The 18,223-nt window shown below is 32.6% G+C and carries 18 protein-coding genes; 17 read left to right on the forward strand and 1 reads right to left on the reverse strand.

All coding sequences use genetic code 11. The features are described 5' to 3' along the window. Positions 1-107 precede the first annotated feature (107 nt). The 6 genes from T335_RS0103810 to pduL all read left to right on the forward strand — a co-directional run bounded on the left by T335_RS0103810 (position 108) and on the right by pduL (position 3,877). The gene (locus T335_RS0103810) at positions 108-641 is read left to right on the forward strand and encodes a cob(I)yrinic acid a,c-diamide adenosyltransferase (RefSeq protein ID WP_026476356.1); all 534 of its coding nucleotides are present in this window, start codon (positions 108-110) and stop codon (positions 639-641) included. A gap of 109 nt (positions 642-750) precedes the next feature. Then, positions 751-1,278: a hypoxanthine phosphoribosyltransferase gene (gene hpt / locus T335_RS0103815; protein WP_026476357.1), complete on the forward strand. Its 528-nt coding sequence runs from the start codon at positions 751-753 to the stop codon at positions 1,276-1,278. Positions 1,279-1,355: 77 nt separating this feature from the next. After that, positions 1,356-1,523, forward strand: a complete 168-nt coding sequence (locus tag T335_RS22475) for a hypothetical protein (protein ID WP_169735925.1) — start codon at positions 1,356-1,358, stop codon at positions 1,521-1,523. 94 nt (positions 1,524-1,617) lie between these two features. After that, positions 1,618-1,881: a YkuS family protein gene (locus T335_RS0103825; protein ID WP_026476358.1), complete on the forward strand. Its 264-nt coding sequence runs from the start codon at positions 1,618-1,620 to the stop codon at positions 1,879-1,881. 186 nt (positions 1,882-2,067) lie between these two features. After that, the gene (locus tag T335_RS0103830; RefSeq protein ID WP_026476359.1) at positions 2,068-3,075 is read left to right on the forward strand and encodes a restriction endonuclease; all 1,008 of its coding nucleotides are present in this window, start codon (positions 2,068-2,070) and stop codon (positions 3,073-3,075) included. 226 nt (positions 3,076-3,301) lie between these two features. After that, the gene (gene pduL / locus T335_RS0103835; protein ID WP_026476360.1) at positions 3,302-3,877 is read left to right on the forward strand and encodes a phosphate propanoyltransferase; all 576 of its coding nucleotides are present in this window, start codon (positions 3,302-3,304) and stop codon (positions 3,875-3,877) included. A gap of 325 nt (positions 3,878-4,202) precedes the next feature. Here pduL and ychF read toward each other — a convergent pair whose 3' ends face one another. Continuing rightward, the gene (gene ychF / locus T335_RS0103840; RefSeq protein WP_026476361.1) at positions 4,203-5,297 is read right to left on the reverse strand and encodes a redox-regulated ATPase YchF; all 1,095 of its coding nucleotides are present in this window, start codon (positions 5,295-5,297) and stop codon (positions 4,203-4,205) included. Positions 5,298-5,800: 503 nt separating this feature from the next. Here ychF and T335_RS21505 point away from each other — a divergent pair. The 11 genes from T335_RS21505 (at position 5,801) to T335_RS0103895 (ending at position 18,223) form a co-directional block, all read left to right on the forward strand. Then, on the forward strand, positions 5,801-6,322 hold the full coding sequence (locus T335_RS21505; protein WP_051569118.1) for a YhcN/YlaJ family sporulation lipoprotein: 522 nt from the start codon (positions 5,801-5,803) through the stop codon (positions 6,320-6,322). A gap of 388 nt (positions 6,323-6,710) precedes the next feature. After that, the gene (gene yfmF, locus T335_RS0103850) at positions 6,711-7,982 is read left to right on the forward strand and encodes an EF-P 5-aminopentanol modification-associated protein YfmF (RefSeq protein ID WP_026476362.1); all 1,272 of its coding nucleotides are present in this window, start codon (positions 6,711-6,713) and stop codon (positions 7,980-7,982) included. 13 nt (positions 7,983-7,995) lie between these two features. After that, positions 7,996-9,279, forward strand: coding sequence for an EF-P 5-aminopentanol modification-associated protein YfmH (yfmH, locus tag T335_RS0103855; protein ID WP_026476363.1), 1,284 nt, complete (start codon positions 7,996-7,998; stop codon positions 9,277-9,279). A 177-nt stretch (positions 9,280-9,456) separates the two neighbouring features. After that, positions 9,457-10,191, forward strand: a complete 735-nt coding sequence (gene lgt, locus T335_RS0103860; protein ID WP_026476364.1) for a prolipoprotein diacylglyceryl transferase — start codon at positions 9,457-9,459, stop codon at positions 10,189-10,191. Positions 10,192-10,359: 168 nt separating this feature from the next. After that, entirely contained in the window at positions 10,360-10,500 is a 141-nt protein-coding gene (locus tag T335_RS21905) for an aspartyl-phosphate phosphatase Spo0E family protein (RefSeq protein WP_084280936.1), read from the forward strand. A 463-nt stretch (positions 10,501-10,963) separates the two neighbouring features. Beyond that, on the forward strand, positions 10,964-11,395 hold the full coding sequence (gene mraZ, locus T335_RS0103870; RefSeq protein ID WP_026476365.1) for a division/cell wall cluster transcriptional repressor MraZ: 432 nt from the start codon (positions 10,964-10,966) through the stop codon (positions 11,393-11,395). Positions 11,396-11,413: 18 nt separating this feature from the next. Then, entirely contained in the window at positions 11,414-12,349 is a 936-nt protein-coding gene (gene rsmH / locus T335_RS0103875) for a 16S rRNA (cytosine(1402)-N(4))-methyltransferase RsmH (protein WP_026476366.1), read from the forward strand. A 45-nt stretch (positions 12,350-12,394) separates the two neighbouring features. Then, positions 12,395-12,892 (forward strand): septum formation initiator family protein, encoded by a 498-nt coding sequence (locus T335_RS0103880; RefSeq protein WP_026476367.1) that lies wholly within the window; start codon positions 12,395-12,397, stop codon positions 12,890-12,892. A 33-nt stretch (positions 12,893-12,925) separates the two neighbouring features. Then, on the forward strand, positions 12,926-15,097 hold the full coding sequence (locus tag T335_RS19815; protein WP_034327610.1) for a stage V sporulation protein D: 2,172 nt from the start codon (positions 12,926-12,928) through the stop codon (positions 15,095-15,097). Positions 15,098-15,362: 265 nt separating this feature from the next. Next, positions 15,363-16,835 (forward strand): UDP-N-acetylmuramoyl-L-alanyl-D-glutamate--2,6-diaminopimelate ligase, encoded by a 1,473-nt coding sequence (locus T335_RS0103890; RefSeq protein WP_242837241.1) that lies wholly within the window; start codon positions 15,363-15,365, stop codon positions 16,833-16,835. Beyond that, positions 16,832-18,223: a UDP-N-acetylmuramoyl-tripeptide--D-alanyl-D-alanine ligase gene (locus T335_RS0103895; RefSeq protein WP_026476369.1), complete on the forward strand. Its 1,392-nt coding sequence runs from the start codon at positions 16,832-16,834 to the stop codon at positions 18,221-18,223. Before T335_RS0103890 ends, T335_RS0103895 begins: the two co-directional genes overlap by 4 nt.

The raw sequence follows: 18,223 nt of genomic DNA on the forward strand, positions 1-18,223 counted from the left end.
CTCTATATTAGTGACTATTGTTTAATTCTATTAAGATTTGGTTAAGTATATAATGTAAAATGGGTACAATAAAAATAGAATCTGTCTATTATAAAGGAGGCGAAGCTATGAAAATTTATACAAAAACGGGAGATCGAGGTGAGACTAGTTTATATGATGGTACAAGAATCTCTAAAGATGATATTAGAGTAGAGAGTTATGGTACAATTGATGAATTAAATTCGATGCTGGGATTTGCTAGAAACTTTATTGAAGATGAAAAAATTTGTGATCTAATTTATAGAATACAAAGGGAGTTATTTGATGTAGCTGGAGAGTTGGCTACGGTAAATAGTGATCAGTTTCCCGAAAAAATTAATGAAGAACATATTCATGCTTTAGAAGTCATCATTGATGAATATATATCTAAGGTAGACCAAATAAATAAGTTTATTATTCCAGGTACAAATAAAGGCTCAGCAAGCCTACATGTTGCTAGAACAGTTTGCAGAAGAGCAGAAAGAAGAATTTTAAGTCTTAAAAAAGTAGAGAATGTTGGAGATCTTTTAGTTAAGTATGTAAATAGGCTTTCTGATGCAATTTACGCTATGGCACGTTATCTAGAATCCGATTTAAAGTATGTGGAATTTCAAAAAAAGTAGGCTATCTTAATAAAATGACGAATTATTAATTTAATTTAGCTGAAATTATTCAGATGTTGCAGGCTATATGTTATAATGAACCTATCATGAACATAAGGAGTGATCGTATATGAGTAAAGAAATTGATAAGGTTCTATTTTCTCAAGAAATGATTGCAGATAAAGTTGAAGAGTTAGGGAAAAAAATAACTAATGATTATAACAGTGATGATGAAATCGTAGTAATAGGCGTATTAAAGGGAGCAAATATGTTCCTAAGTGATTTAATAAGAAAAGTTGACTTACCACTGTATATTGATTTTATGGCTGTCTCTAGTTATGGAAACTCTACTGAAAGTTCTGGAGTAGTCAGAATATTAAAGGACTTAGATTTAGAAATAGAGGGAAAGCACATTTTGATTATTGAAGATATTGTAGATACGGGTTTGACTTTAAAGTATTTAACAGAGAATTTAAAATCTAGAAAGATTGCAAGTTTAAAAATTTGCACATTATTAGATAAACCTTCTAGAAGAAAATGTGATTTACATATTGATTATGTTGGATTTCAAATTCCTGATGCTTTTATTGTAGGTTATGGTATTGATTATGCTGAAAAATATAGAAACTTACCTTACATTGCAATGATAAAAGAATAAAAGGAATCCTGTTCCTTTTGAATAGAACACCTCCGATTATAACATAATATTAATAAAGCCATATAGGAGGTATGAAAATGAATATGAATTTTGAAGAAGTAAAACAACGGTTTATGCAAGCAGATGTAGATGGTAAGATAGAGATTTATACTACTACACAAGGTTTAACAGTTGACCAATTTAAAGAATTATTAAAGCACTTCCCGCTACAACATTTAGATAAGCTCGAAAGAGCCATGGGTTAATTTAATTTAAAGTCTTCCATAAGGGGGACTTTTTTTTCTGTTTACTTGAATAAATAACTGGAATATACACAATCTAATATGGGAGGTGGTATTTATGAATAAAAGAATTGTCGCAGTACAAGAAGGTCTACATCAAGTTGCTGCCCTACTAAAAAAAGAGGGTTATCCAGTAACAACGATAGACGATAGTAGTTTGCCAATTGATGTAATCATATACTCCAGTCAAAATAATGACTACATTGCCCATAACATGTCAGGTCGTCTAGAAGTTCCAGCTAATAATGAATTTGTAAAAATGATTAATATAGATGAAATTGGTATCGATAACTTAATCAGCACAATAGAAGAGATCTATTAGATGCATAATTTATTATTTATACGATAGTTTTAAGTTTAGGAATCTAATAGGTTCCTTTTTTTATGTCACGATTTTTTTCATTTTACTAGCATCGAAGAAATAAAAGGAGCTGAAGTAAACGGTAATCAATATTGTATAAGTTCTTTAATTATGGCAAGAGTATAAATAGTAAAAGGAGGGAAAATAATGAGTAAAACAAATTTGTTATTTCAGTTCTTTATTAATCAAATTAGAGGGTATAAAGAAAATAGAGGTGAAAGCAGAAGGTTTCGTAGTTATTATATGAGCAATAAAGAAGATACTAGGGGAGATGCAGCAAAGATCTTAGATTTTATTATTAGTCGAATGGTAGCATTTTTTCTAATCTTTATCATCACTTTTATGCAAACCAGTAGAATTACAATAGCAATAACAATCACTGTAGTGGCTGTTACAATATATCACTTAATTACCATTAGGATAAGAAATAAAAAACTAGAAACACTGAAAAATCAAAAAAGAAGGCTAATAGCAAGTCAAAAAATTTATCAAGAAATTATGAATAATACAGTAGAAGAGTTAAGAAATTATATAACTGAGATTTTTGATAAGGCTGGATTTTCAAACCTTAGTCATCAATGGAATAATCATAATACCATAACGATAGCTGGAAACTATAATAATGAAAAGCTATTAATTTCAACCTTTATTTATAAAAGTGAACTTTATGTAGAATTGAAGGATTTAAAGGAGTTTATCGGAGAGTTGATTACTGAAGGTTGTAAGAAAGGAATTTTATTAACCACATCTGACTTTACAAAAGACTGTTATCAATATATAAGAGAGATTGAAGAAAAGTATAAGATTCTGCTATTGAATAAAGAATTAATGATGAATTTAATCGAGAAAAATAATATGTTTCCTACTGAAGAAGAAATTGATGAATTAGTAGAAAACAAAATCAGTCGAAGAGAAGCAGTATGGGGAAAATATAAAAAGTCATTGTTAGCCAATAAGAAATCTAGGAGTTATTTTATACTAAGTTTGTTTTTGATAGGTACAGCCTACTATACTCCCTACCCCGTCTATTATATGGTTGTAGCAAGTATAACTTTATTTTTAACTCTAATGATCATTACAATGGGCCTTTTTAACAGAAGAGATAATGAAGAAGAAGCATGGGAAAATTTAAATAAGAAACTTAAAGAATTATAAAGGATAAGTTGTGTATAAGATCAATAACAAACTAAATAATAAAACTGCTATAAATTCTGAACAAACCTATTAAATTAGTATAATTCAAATTGCAACTAAATTAAAAGTCAACCGTGATTTTTATGAACAGAAAATTGATTTTTCTACAAAAAAGCAGTATAATAAACAGGATGCTATTTATCAGGAAAAGAAATTACAGTTATAAGTAAAAGGAGGAGAATGAGTAATGAAGAAAATGCTTCCAATAGCTATGTCTAATCGTCATATTCATTTAAGTGAAAAAGATATTGAAGTACTTTATGGTGAAGGTTATCAACTGACAAAATTTAAAGATTTATCACAACCTGGACAATATGCAACAAATGAAAAGGTTGATGTTGTTGGACCTAAGGGAATATTAAAGGGAGTTCGTGTTCTTGGACCTGCTCGAAAACAAACTCAAATTGAAATATCATTAACAGATAGTTTTGTTCTTGGTATTAAACCACCGGTTAGAGATTCAGGAGATCTTGCTGGTAGCCCAGGTGTTAAAATTGTAGGACCTAAAGGCGAAGTTGAATTGGCTGAAGGGGTTATTATTGCTTCTAGACATATTCATATGCATACTGATGATGCTGCAGATTTTCAGGTTAAGGATAATGAAAGAGTAATGATTAAAACCTCTGGTGAGAGAGGACTTATTTTTAATAATGTTTTAGTAAGAGTGCATCCTTCTTATGGATTAGAAATGCATGTTGACATTGACGAGGGTAACGCTGCTGGTCTTAAAAATGGAGATATGGTTGAACTAATTAAAGAATAATATGTACCATAGCTTTAAGATAATATATGTCATAGAATTTTAACACCTGAATAGTATAAAAATATATACTAGAAGGATTTTTATTTTATCTTTTATGCATACAGAATACTGTATAGTTATATATCTTGCCCAAAGGCGAATGGTATACCTATAGGGGCTCCCCGTATTAACAGTTGATACTGTCTATATGGGGGGCTTTATTGATAAAAAAGTAAAAAAATAGCGTCAATCTATAAGATTGACGCTATTAATTCCACTACGATTTGCTACTCCAACAATAAAGGTAAGCAGGTAATTCTAATTATAAAGAAAGTTTACTTAATTTCTATACGTTAAATCTAAATAAGATAACATCTCCATCTTTAACAATATACTCTTTACCCTCTAATCTAACCAACCCTTTTTCTTTAGCAGCTGAATAGGAGCCAGAACTAATAAGATCGTCATAAGCAACAATCTCAGCTCTTATAAAACCTCTTTCAAAATCAGTATGGATCTTACCAGCAGCTTGAGGGGCCTTTAGACCATTTTTAATTGTCCATGCACGAACTTCCTTAGGTCCAGCCGTTAAATAACTGATTAAACCTAATAGAGAGTAGGAGGCTTTGATTAAACGATCAAGACCAGATTCTTTTAACCCTAACTCCTCTAAAAATAATTGTTTTTCATCTTCTTCAAGCTCAGAGATTTCAGCTTCAATTTTTGCACATATAGTAACAACCTCTGCATTTTCAGTTGCAGCTAACTCTTTTACCTTTGCAACATGAGGATTATCTGCACCAAGGTTATGAATATCATTTTCGTCAACATTGGTAACATAAATGATAGGTTTTGAGGAAAGTAAATTAAAATCCTTAATCATTTTATTTTCTTCATCAGTTAAATCTAATGTACGAACAGATTTACCCTCTTCAAGGGTTTCTTTAATTCTTTTTAATAGGTCCACTTCTGGTAATAATGATTTATCGCTCTTAGCTAACTTTTCCTGTTTTTGAATACGTTTTTCAACCATTTCCAAATCTGAAAAAACAAGCTCAAGGTTAATTGTTTCAATATCTCTTAAAGGATTAACGTTACCATCAACATGGGTAATATTAGAATCTTCAAAACATCTCACTACGTGTAAAATAGAAGAAACTTCTCTAATATGAGATAAGAATTTATTACCAAGACCTTCACCTTTACTTGCGCCCCTTACTAAACCTGCAATGTCATAGAATTCAATTGCTGCAGGTATTACCTTTTCTGACTGATAAAGATCTCTTAAAACATTTAATCTGTGATCAGGAACTGCAACCACACCTACATTTGGTTCAATTGTACAAAAAGGATAATTAGCCGATTCTGCACCTGCTTGTGTTATGGCGTTAAATAATGTACTTTTACCTACATTTGGTAAACCGACGATGCCCAACTTCATTTAAATCTTCCTCTCTTATATAAAATCAATTTATAGTTTCTAAACTTGCACACAAGTAAAATTATACCTTATCCTGTAACAATAGGCAACAAAGAAGCCAGCATTATTTATTGCCAGCTTTAGGTTGACTGATAAATATAAAATTAATAAACACTTTTCTTAAGCAAAATATTAATATCAATGGTAATAGAACCGGCAAAATAAATAAGCATAGTTTCATATAATAAAATTTGCGTTTAATGTAGTAAAACAAACGATTAATAATTAAAATATCTAACAAGTTTAATTACCTCCTATCTAAAAGGTTTCTTAGCTATAGTATGTACAAAAATACTATTTATCATTAAACCTGTATTCAATTTCAAATAATTAATTTTAGTTTTAACTAAAAACTAAAAGTTTGAATCTGGTATCTTCAAATAGGAATAAAGTGGACAATCTACTATTAACAGACTGTAATAAAAATGAAAGTAAGTGACAAAATAAGTTTAGGAGGTGGTAAAATGTCAAAAAAATTATTTAAAGTACTAGGTTGTTGTTTGTTAGTAATACTTTTGGCAACAGGTTGTCGTCCAGCCCCAAGACCAGTACCACAAGATCCAGTTGTTCCAGACCAAAGGGTGCAAGATCCAGTTAATCCAGCTACTCCTGAAAATCCACAGAATCAAACTAATCGGGATATGCTAGGGCAAGATCTTACAATTAGAGCAGATAACATAGTAAATGAAGTTGTTCGTTTAGAAGAAGTAAGAAGTGCGACAGTTGTTATATCCGATAATTTAGCTTTAGTAGGAGTAGATTTATCCCCCGACATAGAAGGCGAAATGACAACTGAGACAAAAAGAAAGATAGAAGACGTTGTTAGAAGAACAGACCGAGAAATTGATCGAGTTTCTGTTTCTGCTGACCCAGAGATTTTTGATAGTATCGAAAGTATTGTAAGGGAAACTGGTAGAGGAAGACCTCTTAGTGGATTTGGCAGAGAAATAGAAGATATCGTTAGAAGAATAACTCCAGGAGCATAAAATAACATATCAAAGATGAGTAAAGATGGAAAATTAGATCCATCTTTATTCATTTTTTGAACAGTAAAGTTAACATATTTTATGGATATTTATACAGAAGATAAAGATTATACTGATTTAAAAAAAATACAATTAATTTTAGATTTTGGCTATATGATAAGTTATTTAATCAGAAGGGTAAATGGAAACAGTTATCAAGAGATAATGAAAATAAAAAACCGTATCTTATTTTTACTGGACATAGAAAGATATCATTTCTCTTATAATTTTTACTGATATTTAGCTTAATCAAATAAGAAATAGGGAATTATAAAAAGGCAAGTGTAGCATACTATTGAAATAATAGGAAAAATGATTAATTGTTAATAAATCAAGGAGGGAAGATTTAATGAAGAATCATTCGAGGGAGGAAATCGCTACAGGGGTTACTTTACATACACTACATGAGGATAAGTTTAAGACTAATTTAATTAAATTTTATTTTAGAAGACCTTTAACTCAAGATGAAGTAACCTATAATGCTTTATTACCTAAGATATTACAGAGGGGAACAGAAGGTTTTGAAACATCAAAAAAATTATCAAGAGAACTAGAATATCTATACGGTGCTTACTTAGATGGACAGGTTATTAAAAAGGGAGAAAGTCAAATAATTGATTTTTCTTTAGGAATTGCAGATTTAAGGTTTGTAGATGATCAAAGGCTTTTAAAAGACTCAGTTAATCTATTAAATGAATTGATCTATAAGCCCTATAGGATAGATGGATTTTTTAAAAAGGAATATTTACAACAGGAAAAGGCAAATCTTGAGAAAAAAATAAAAGCGAGGGTAAATGATAAAAATAGATATGCAGTAGAGCGTTGTATCGAAGAAATGTGTGAAAATGAAAATTTTAGACTTTATGAGTACGGAAAAATTGACGATTTAGAGGGTATAAATCAAGAAAATTTATTTAGATATTATCAACAACTAATCACAAAAAGTCCTTTGGATATAGTTGTGGTAGGCAATATAGATAAAGAAGTAATAAAAAAAGAATTATTAAATCAATTTAGGTTTGAAAGACAAGATATAATTGAAATTCCTAGGGAAGAAATTATGGTTAAACCGAAGGAAGTTAAGTTTGTTAGAGAGTCTATGGAGATTAATCAAGGTAAGCTAACTATGGGATTCAGAACAAATATCTCCTATGACGACCCTACATATCCAGCCCTTATGGTATACGTAAACCTATTAGGTGGTGGAGCCCATTCAAAATTATTCCTTAAAGTTAGAGAAGAGAGAAGCTTATGTTACTATATCTACTCAAGAATGGAAAAGTTTAAATCAATCATGTTGGTAAGTTGCGGGATAGAGTTTACTAAATATGAAGAGACTGTTGAAGTAATTAAACAGCAGTTAGAGGAAATTAAAAAAGGAAATATAACTGACGAGGAACTGGAAAATACAAAAAAGGCGATGATCAATTCCGTCAAAGAAATGGGAGATAACGTTAATTCAATCGCTGATTTTTACTATGGGCAAGTGATAACAAATCAATATATAACTCCTAAAGAATTAATTAAATCGATAGAAGCAGTAAAGAAAGAGGACGTAGCAGCTGTGGGAGAAAAAATTCTGCTGGATACAATCTATTTTTTAGAAAATGGGCAACAGTAAAGGAGGTATAGCAATGAACTATGTTGAGATAGATGGGGGAATAGTAAAGGAAAAGGTTTATAGAAAGACATTAAAAAATGGACTGGAGGTTTTCTTTCTGCCGAAGAAGGGGTATGCAAAACAGTTTGCATCCTTTTCTACAAAATTTGGGTCTAATGATCTTAAGTTCAGCAAGAGGGATGGTGCAATGGTAGAAGTGCCTGAAGGGATTGCCCACTTCTTAGAGCATAAATTATTTGAAGAACCTGAAGGAAACGTATTTGATCGTTTTGCTGCCCTAGGAGCAAATGTAAATGCCTTCACAAATTTTAATATTACAGCCTATTACTTTACAAGTACAGATTATTTTTATGAGAATTTAAGCTATCTAATTAATTTTGTTCAAAATCCATATTTCACCGATGAAAATGTAGAAAAGGAAAAGGGGATTATAGGGCAAGAAATAAAAATGTACCAAGATAATCCACAATGGAAGGTCTTCTTTAATTTCTTGAAGGGGATGTATCAAATTCATCCTGTAAAAAATGATATAGCAGGTACTATCGAAAGTATAACAAGAACAACAAAAGAAGATTTATATAACTGTTATGAAACCTTTTATCATCCCTCAAATATGGTTCTTTTTATAGCTGGAGACTTAGATAAAGATCAGGTTTTTGAAGAAGTAGAGAAAAATTTTGAGAATATTAAAGTGTCTGAACCAGTTAATATTGAAAGACATATGTCTAAAGAACCCGATGAAATATCTAATAACCTAGTAGAAGAGAGACTATCGGTATCTACTCCCCTATTTAACTTAGGGTATAAGGATTTCCATGTTGGGATAAGGGGTACTGAGTTGATGAAAAAAGAGATTATTATCAGGTTGTTATTAGACATCGTTTTTGGTAAAAGCTCTACCTTATTCGAGGGACTATATGATGAAGGACTAGTGGATCATAACTTTAGTGCTGATTATATCAGCGAAGTGGATTATGGTCATAGTATTTTAAGTGGAGAGTCTACAGATCCTTATTTAGTAAAAAAGTTCGTAGATGAGCACATTAGTCATCTGAAGGTTAATGGGTTAGACAAGAGGGATTTTGAAAGAATACAAAGAAAGCAGATTGGTGAGGCCTTAAGCTATTTTAATTCGATGGAGTACACTGGCAATTCCTTCGTTTCCTATTATTTCAAAGATATTAATTACTTTGACTACATTCAGCTTTTAAAGGATGTAACGATAGAGGATATTAATGAGTATTTAATGAAACATTTTGATGAAGAACGGCAAGTGTTATCTATCATTAAACCATAATTTGACTTTAATCAAGTAATTGAATATAATTAAATAGTTGCTGGCAACGGCAACTATCATTTTTTCAAATGATAATCTCTATCAAAACAACATATTTATTAGAAAATTTGTATAATAATTATTTTTTGTATCATAATTATTTTATTGTTTTCTATAAGTTTTAAGGGAGGAATATCGATGGATCCAATTGCATTTAGAATTTTAGGTATAGAGGTGGGCTGGTATGGTATCTTAATTGGACTAGGAATGCTATTGGCTGTCCTTGTGGCAACAGCTAGAGCTAAAAAAGAAAACTTACCCGATGACATAATAATTGATTTAGCTATTATTGCAGTACCAATAGCTGTAATAGGTACAAGACTATACTATGTGGCTTTTAATTGGGATTACTATGGACAATTTCCTAGAGAAATTTTAAACATTCGACAAGGGGGCTTAGCAATCCATGGTGGAATCATTGGTGGCGTTTTGGCAGGATACTTTTTTTGTCGATATAAGAAAATTCGTTTTTGGCAATTAGCAGATATTGTAGCTCCAAGTATTATTTTAGGACAGGCAATTGGTAGATGGGGCAACTATATTAATCAAGAGGCCTATGGTAGACCTACTGATTTACCTTGGGGTATAATGATTAATGGCGTAAAGGTACATCCAACTTTTTTATATGAGTCAATTTGGAATTTTATCGTATTTTTCTTTTTATTATACTATACTAAAAAGAAAAAATTTGAGGGAGAAATTTTTCTTTTATATCTAATCCTATATTCCTTTGCAAGATTTTTTATTGAAGGATTAAGAACGGATAGTTTAATGATAGGGCCCTTAAGGACAGCCCAGGTAATTAGTCTAGCTATTATTTTGGGTGCCCTTGTAATGAGAAAATATCTGTTAGGTAGAAAATCCTATTTATAAAAAAAGGAAAAAATATCTTTTATTATATAATTATGGAGAAATTTAAAGAAAAAACTAGAATTCCTTTGATAAGTTATCAAAAAAATGATTAAATCCCCTTTGACAAACTAGATAGTTTTATTTGATAATATAAAAAGTCACTAATGATAAGATTATTGGGGTGAGGTTATGCTGGAACAAGAAATTGCATTATTAAAAAAACGATTAAACGAGCTAATTGATCAGCAGGTAGATTATAAAGAAATCTATAATCTAAGTACTCAATTAGACTCATTAATCGTGGCTTACTACAGAAAAATAGCTGAATAACAGGCACCATTAAATTGGTGGATATACCATAATTACTACCTTTGCAAAGGTAGTTTTTTTTTGTTTTTGTCAGTAGATTTTAAATCCATAGAACACTAATGGAGAAGTTTTTCAAATGTAAGCTATTCTTAATTTATAACGATGCTGATTAGAGCATTTACATTCAAAATTCTGCTTCGAATTGATAAGATTCAACATTTGAGTAATAAAATGTCACTTATTCAGAGTATAAAAAAGCCAATTTACTTAATAAATTACAAAATATTTAATAAATAAACTTTTGTAGATAAATTTCGACAAAATTTTGCTAATTAAAAAATCTTATAGCCCTGTAGTACTAAAGTATTAAAAAGATTTTTTATTTTAAATTTTAGGGAGGATTTTTAAAAAAAGAAGAGAAATATATGAAAAGTGGTATGAAGTGGTATGAAGTGGTACAAAAACCCCTAAGGTGGGATGAAGAATGTTTTTTGGTGAGTATAACCATACAATTGATTCAAAGGGCAGGGTAAGTGTTCCTGCTAAATTTAGAGAGCAGTTGGGAGATTCTTTTATCCTTACCAAAGGACTAGATAACTGTTTATTTGTCTATTCACAAAATGAATGGAAAATTATGGAGAATAAATTGAAACAATTGCCCCTTACTAATAGGGACGCCAGAGCCTTTGTACGATTCTTCTTTTCTGGAGCTACTGAATGTGAATTAGATAATCAGGGCAGAATAAGGATTCCGAATAATTTAAGAGAATATGCTGAATTAGAAAAGGAGGCTGTCATGATTGGTGTAGGAACCAGAATAGAAGTTTGGAGTCAAAACTTATGGAGCAATTATAACAATGATGAAAATTTAAGCTATGAAGAGATAGCTTCAAAGATGGCAGAATTAGGAATATAGGGATAAAGGTGATGGAAAATGAACTTTAAGCACGTATCAGTATTACTAGAAGAGTGTATAGAAAATTTAAATATAAAGGGTGATGGGATTTATGTAGATGGCACCCTCGGTGGTGGCGGCCACTCAAGTCATATTGTACAGCAATTAAATGATCATGGGTTATTAATTGGGATAGACCAAGATGAAAATGCCATTAAAGCTGCTACAGAAAAATTACAAGGTCATTTACACAAGGTTAAACTGGTTAGAAATAACTTTAGAAACTTAGAAGGAGTATTAGAAGAATTAGATATAAAAGGGATTGACGGGATATTACTAGACTTAGGTGTTTCATCCCACCAACTTGATGAAGCAGAAAGAGGTTTCTCCTATATGCATGACGCTCCATTAGATATGAGAATGGACAACAGAAACCCCCTTTCGGCAAAGGAAATCGTGAATGAATATAGTGAAACAGAGCTTGCCAGAATTATTAAAGAGTATGGAGAAGAAAAATGGGCTAAGAGAATCGCTAGCTTTATTGTGAAACATCGGGAGGAAGAAGAAATTGAAACTACCCATCAATTGGTTGAAATTATAAAAAAGGCAATTCCAAAAGCTGCAAGACTAGAAGGCGGACACCCTGCAAAAAGAACATTTCAAGCCATTAGAATAGAGGTTAACCAAGAGTTGGAAATCATCGAAGAAACAATCTCAGCAGCAGTTAAGTACTTAAATCCAGGAGGCAGAATCTGTATTATAACCTTCCATTCCCTAGAGGATCGGATCGTTAAAAATGCCTTTCGAAGACTTCAAAATCCATGCGTTTGTCCAAAACAGTTTCCAATATGCAAATGCGGTGGTGTACAGAAATTACAAATTATAACTAGGAAGCCAATTGTATCTACGGAAGAAGAATTAGAGGTTAATTCTAGAGCAAGAAGTGCTAAATTGAGGGTGGCAGAAAAGGTTTAGTTGGTTTAATTAGAGGGTTCTAAAAGAGAGAGAGGGTGAATAAATTTGGAAGTAGCAAGAAAAGAATATTACCAGTTACAAGAACAGCAACAGCTAAATCTAGATAAGAAGAAACAGAAAAAAATCAAACCTCAAAAAAGCTATCGCCTTGAAAAGGTGATGGCCACATTAGGGATTATGACTATTTTAGCAATGAGTTTACCGTTATTATTAAGATATACTGCTATAACCGAAGTAAAACATCAAATTCATCGCCTAGATCAACAGTTAGATCAAATGGAGAACCAAAGGGAGAAACTTAAAATAGAAATGGAGCGGGTTTCCAAATCTAGAGCAATAGAAGAAGCTGCAACAGAAAGGCTAGGTATGAACTACCCTAGTCAAGAAGATACCTTTTATGTTTCGATCGACCAAACCACCGTTGCGATGATGAATCAAGAAATAAATAGGCGTGTAAATGCCAGTGGTGAAGAGCCCATGGTTGGCAATACTAATCCCTTATCTAAAATGTTAAATAGAATAGGCAATATACTTAATATTTAAAGAATACTTATAAATAAAAAGGAGGAGAAGCTTTTGTCTCAGCCTAGTATATCCAGTAAAAAAAGATTATTATTTATTTTTGTAGCAACAACTGTGGTTATATTTGCTTTAATCATTCGTTTAGGTTGGATTCAAATTGTAAACGGTGAAAGATATAAGGAATTGGCAAATGCACAGCAAACTAGGGATATACCAATACCGGCAAAACGAGGGATTATTTTCGATAGAAACGGAAAAGAACTTGCCATAAGTGCCAGTACAAATACCGTCTGGGCTAGGCCAAGGGAAGTAGAAGATCCAGAGGAAACTGGAAGGATATTGGCAGAAATACTGAGTTTAGATGAAGAAGAAGTGGTTGAAAACTTAAGTAAAAGAAATCAAAGCTTAGTGAGAATTGAGCGATGGGTGGAAGCTGATTTAGCCGATGCCATAAGAGCTGCAAGGCTTAAGGGAGTGTGGCTGGCAGAAGATAATAAGAGATACTATCCATACGGAAATTTTGCATCCTTCATTTTAGGTCATACAACAGATGACAATGAAGGAATGGCTGGAATAGAGTTAGAATACAACAAGTATTTAAAGGGGTATCCCGGAAGATGGATTAAGAATACAGATGGAGCAGGACGACAATTAGCCTTTAGTCTAGAAAGATATCATCCCGCAGAGAATGGTCTTAATGTGGTATTAACCATAGACGAGGTTATCCAGCACTTTGCTGAAAAGGCGGTAGAAAATGCCCTGGAGATTAATCAAGCCGCCAGAGTAACAGCCATCGTGATGGAGGTCAAAACTGGAGATATCCTAGCAATGGCATCAAAGCCTGACTATGATCCTAATCAACCAAGGGTTCCTTTAGATGAAGAACTATTAAGATCTCTAGAAGGCATGGACAATGATGAAAAATTAAATGCGTGGTTTGATATGTGGAGAAATCCCGTCATTAATGACACCTACGAACCAGGGTCTACCTTTAAATTAATTACAACTGCAGCAGCCTTAGAAGAGGGGGTTGCAACTCCTCAAAGTCAATTCTATTCATCTGGGACAATTAATGTTGCCGGAAGGACAATTAGATGCTGGAGATGGTATAATCCTCATGGAGACCAAACTTTAACAGAAGCCGTACAGAACTCATGTAACCCGATCTTTGTAACATTAGCAGAAAGACTAGGCCTTAAAACCTTCTATCATTATCTAGATGCCTTTGGTTTTACTAATAGAACAGGAATTGACTTACCAGGAGAAGCTGCTTCTCAAATGTATCCAGAGTCATTAGTAGGTCCAGTGGAATTAGCAACAATTTCCTTTGGGCAAAGTATTGCTGTAACACCAATGCAGTTAATTACAGCAATTTCAGCTATTGCAAATGATGGTAAATTAATGCAACCAAAAATAGTAAAAGAATTGCTAGATGATGAAGGTAAGGTAATTCAAAGGTTTGAAGATACCATGATTAGACAGGTTATTTCACAAAAAACCTCTCAAGAGATGAGAGAAATTATGGAGTCAGTTGTTTCAGAAGGGTCAGGAAAAAGTGCTTACATCCCAGGTTATCGTGTAGGTGGAAAAACTGGTACTGCACAAAAAGTTAAGGGTGGCGTGTATGCACAGGGTTTTTATGTTGCATCCTTTATTGGAATCGCTCCAAGTGATGATCCAGAATTGGCAGTGTTGGTAATCGTTGATGAACCAATGGGCTTTAGTACCTTTGGTAGTTTAACAGCCGCACCTGTTGCAAAGGAAATTTTAGAAGAAAGTTTAAGATATTTAGATATTAAGCCAAAATATACTGATGAAGAAGCCGAAAACCTTGTTAGGGCAGATATTATTGTTCCAGAAGTTAGACAAATGTCCCTTAAAGAGGCTTCACAAGTCTTAACACAAAGTAACTTGCTTCACAGAGTTGAAACAGATGATGTAAATAATGATAATGCTATTGTGGTAGATATGTTCCCTAAGCCAGGCGCTGCCGTACCTGAAAAATCCATCATATTATTATATACCAGTGAAAAAAATAATGATTCAACAGTTATGGTACCAAATTTGGCTGGAAAAACTATTAGAGAAGCAAATAGTATTTTAAACAATTTGGGACTCAGACTTAAGATTAATGGTAGTGGTGTAGCCCAGGCACAGCATCCAGAGGCTAATACGATGGTAGAACGAGGAACAGTAATAGATGTAGACTTTAATTCAAACCAGTAATTTAATACTAGCTTATATAAGCTAAAGGTCATATAATAAAATGGGCAACTAAAATTAGAGGTCACAAGCCATAATTTTATGTTGCCTTTTAAAAAGTTATTAATTGGTAATAATAGCTAAGGAAATTGCGTTTAAAATTTTAATTTATCTTAATGAAAATGAAAACATTCTTATCTAGTCTCCAATACTGGAAATTAGATTTACAGAATTTAATATATCAATGGATATTACGCAATTTCCTCACTAAGAAAAGAAGGGGATGAAGATGCCAGTGAAGCTACAAGAATTAATAGATTACATAGAGATCGAAGAAATAAAGGGTGAGACAGATCTAACAATTGAGCATGTGTATTATAATTCACAAAAAGTCACCCCAAATAGCCTATTTATATGTATTAAGGGATTCAGAACAGATGGACATCTATATGTTGAAGATGCCATTAAAAATGGAGCTAAGGCTATTCTTTGTGAAGATATGATTGAAAGTGATGGCGTTACAGTAATTAGAGTCAAAAATACTAGAAGGGCAATGGCAAAAATTGCAAACAAGTTCTACGATTTCCCTAGTAAATTACTAGATTTAATTGGAGTCACAGGTACTAACGGAAAGACTTCTGTAACTTATATGATTAAAAGTATTTTAGAAAGAAGTGGTAGAAAAGCAGGTTTAATAGGAACAATAGCAACGATGGTAGGAGAAGATACCATTGAAGCAGTTAGAACAACACCAGAGTCATTAGACTTGCAAAAGCTATTTAGTAATATGGCTGCTTCAGGGCAGGATAGCTGTGTGATGGAAGTTTCTTCCCACTCATTAGACTTAGAACGTGTTGAAGAGATAGACTATAAAATTGGTGTATTTACAAATTTGTCACCAGATCATTTAGATTTTCATCAAGATTTAGTGAGCTACAGAAATGCTAAGAAAAAACTTTTTTATAAAACAAGTTTATGCAATGTAATTAATATAGATGATGCAGATGGTAAGATTATTGCTGAAGAGGTTAAGACTTTATCTACACCTTTATATACTTATGGAATAGAAAATGATCAGGCTGATTTTAAAGCTAAAAATATAGATATTAATTTTCAAGAAGTAACCTTTGATGTAGAAGGACCAGATTTTAAGGCAACTATATCGATGGGGATACCTGTGAAGTTTGCCATCTATAACGCCTTAAGTGCAATTGTTGCTTGTCATATGTTGGGTATTCCAAGTAAAGATATCGTCGAAGCATTAGATGAATTTAGAGGAGTGCCAGGTAGATTTGAGTTAATAAAAGAAATTAAGTCTTTTTCCGTTATCGTTGATTACGCCCACACCCCAGATGCCTTAGAAAATGTACTTAAGGCTGCAAGGGGATTCTCATCAAACAAAATAATTACAGTTTTTGGCTGTGGAGGAGATCGTGATCAAACGAAAAGGGCTGTTATGGGGGAACTTGCTGGTAATTTAAGTGACTTAGCAGTAATTACTTCAGATAATCCGAGAACAGAGGACCCGGTTAGAATATTAGCCATGGTGGAAGAAGGCATTAATAGGACTAAAGGGGAATATGCTGTAGTAGAAAATCGTAAAGAAGCCATTAGGTTTGCCTTGAAAAATGCATCCGAAGGTGATATTGTCATTATAGCTGGAAAAGGCCATGAAAAAACACAAGTAATCAGAGATAAAGTCTATAGATTTGATGACTTACAGGTTGCCATAGAAGTTGCAAGAGAGGAAGGTCTAATATGAAGCAATTATCAATTGAATGGATTATCAAGGCCTGCAATGGTAGAAAAACCCATGGAGGTAAAGAAGGCTGGATTACTTCTATTTCTACTGATTCAAGAAATTTAGAAGGGGGGTCACTGTTTATCCCTTTAATAGGAGAATTTTATGATGGTCATCAATTTATTTCCCAAGCAATAAATAATGGAGCAGTAGCTGTATTAGTAAAGGAAAATCATCAAATCGAGTTACCAGAAAACCTAGATGATGTCTTTATTATAGAAGTTAAAGATACCCTTGATGGCTTAAAGGAACTAGGAAGAAACTATCGTAAATTATTTTCCATCCCTTTTATTGGGGTTACCGGTAGTGTAGGAAAAACCACAACAAAGGATCTAATAAGCAGTAGTCTTTCGTCTAAATATAATGTATTAAAAAACTTCGGTAATTTTAACAATCAAATAGGCCTGCCAATGACCCTCTTCAACTTAGAAGAAGAGCATCAAGTGGCAGTACTGGAGATGGGAATGTCTTCCTTCGGAGAAATACATAATTTAGTAGATATTGTAAGGCCTAATATAAGTGTTATTACTAATATAGGCATGTCCCATATTGAAAATCTAGGAAGCCAAAAAAATATACTAAAGGCAAAAATGGAGATTGCTACCTATCTAACAGAGGGAGATTATCTGTTATTAAATGGAGATGATGAATATCTTAAAACCTTAAAGGATGAAAAAAGCCCATACCATAAAGTCTTTTTTGGAGTATCTAAAGACCTTGACTTTTATCCCGATAAAGTAGAAGACTTGGGTGAAAAAGGTTTTACATTAGAGATATCCATTAAAGGAAAGATAGAAGTCTTTAAAATAAACTATCCTGGCTTACATAACGTTTATAATGCACTGGCAGCAATTTGGATTGGATTAAATTATAACATGACCCCATCTGAGATCCAAAGGGGATTAGACTCCTATGTTCCAAGTAAAATGAGAATGGAAATCATTGAACTTCCTGATATTAAGGTGATTAACGATGCCTATAATGCTAGTCCCGATTCCATGAAGGCGGCTTTAAATGTATTAGATCGTTTGGAAGGGAACAGAAGAATTGCTATATTTGGCAATATGCTGGAAATGGGAGCGTTCTCGGAGGAAGGGCACCGAATCGTTGGAAATTATGTAACTGGCACAGGTCTAGATATTCTTATTACAGTTGGTGAAATGGCCAAGTGGATAGGGGAGGAAGCCAAAGCTATCGGTGGACTTAAAGAGATTTATACTTTAGAAAATAATCAAGAGGCAATAGAGATTTTAAACAAAATTCTACAAAAGAAAGACCTCGTGCTTGTAAAGGGCTCAAGAGGTATGAAAATGGAAGAAATAATTATCTATTTACAAGAGAGGAGCTAG

The organism is Alkaliphilus transvaalensis ATCC 700919 (genome assembly GCF_000621485.1).
Lineage (GTDB): Bacteria > Bacillota > Clostridia > Peptostreptococcales > Natronincolaceae > Alkaliphilus > Alkaliphilus transvaalensis.

Bases quoted from the DNA above. Each gene is read 5' to 3' on its own strand.
- T335_RS0103810 (WP_026476356.1), top strand. From the start codon at position 108: ATGAAAATTTATACAAAAACGGGAGATCGAGGTGAGACTAGTTTATAT.
- hpt (WP_026476357.1), top strand. From the start codon at position 751: ATGAGTAAAGAAATTGATAAGGTTCTATTTTCTCAAGAAATGATTGCA.
- T335_RS22475 (WP_169735925.1), top strand. From the start codon at position 1,356: ATGAATATGAATTTTGAAGAAGTAAAACAACGGTTTATGCAAGCAGAT.
- T335_RS0103825 (WP_026476358.1), top strand. From the start codon at position 1,618: ATGAATAAAAGAATTGTCGCAGTACAAGAAGGTCTACATCAAGTTGCT.
- T335_RS0103830 (WP_026476359.1), top strand. From the start codon at position 2,068: ATGAGTAAAACAAATTTGTTATTTCAGTTCTTTATTAATCAAATTAGA.
- pduL (WP_026476360.1), top strand. From the start codon at position 3,302: ATGAAGAAAATGCTTCCAATAGCTATGTCTAATCGTCATATTCATTTA.
- ychF (WP_026476361.1), bottom strand. From the start codon at position 5,297: ATGAAGTTGGGCATCGTCGGTTTACCAAATGTAGGTAAAAGTACATTA.
- T335_RS21505 (WP_051569118.1), top strand. From the start codon at position 5,801: ATGTCAAAAAAATTATTTAAAGTACTAGGTTGTTGTTTGTTAGTAATA.
- yfmF (WP_026476362.1), top strand. From the start codon at position 6,711: ATGAAGAATCATTCGAGGGAGGAAATCGCTACAGGGGTTACTTTACAT.
- yfmH (WP_026476363.1), top strand. From the start codon at position 7,996: ATGAACTATGTTGAGATAGATGGGGGAATAGTAAAGGAAAAGGTTTAT.
- lgt (WP_026476364.1), top strand. From the start codon at position 9,457: ATGGATCCAATTGCATTTAGAATTTTAGGTATAGAGGTGGGCTGGTAT.
- T335_RS21905 (WP_084280936.1), top strand. From the start codon at position 10,360: ATGCTGGAACAAGAAATTGCATTATTAAAAAAACGATTAAACGAGCTA.
- mraZ (WP_026476365.1), top strand. From the start codon at position 10,964: ATGTTTTTTGGTGAGTATAACCATACAATTGATTCAAAGGGCAGGGTA.
- rsmH (WP_026476366.1), top strand. From the start codon at position 11,414: ATGAACTTTAAGCACGTATCAGTATTACTAGAAGAGTGTATAGAAAAT.
- T335_RS0103890 (WP_242837241.1), top strand. From the start codon at position 15,363: ATGCCAGTGAAGCTACAAGAATTAATAGATTACATAGAGATCGAAGAA.
- T335_RS0103895 (WP_026476369.1), top strand. From the start codon at position 16,832: ATGAAGCAATTATCAATTGAATGGATTATCAAGGCCTGCAATGGTAGA.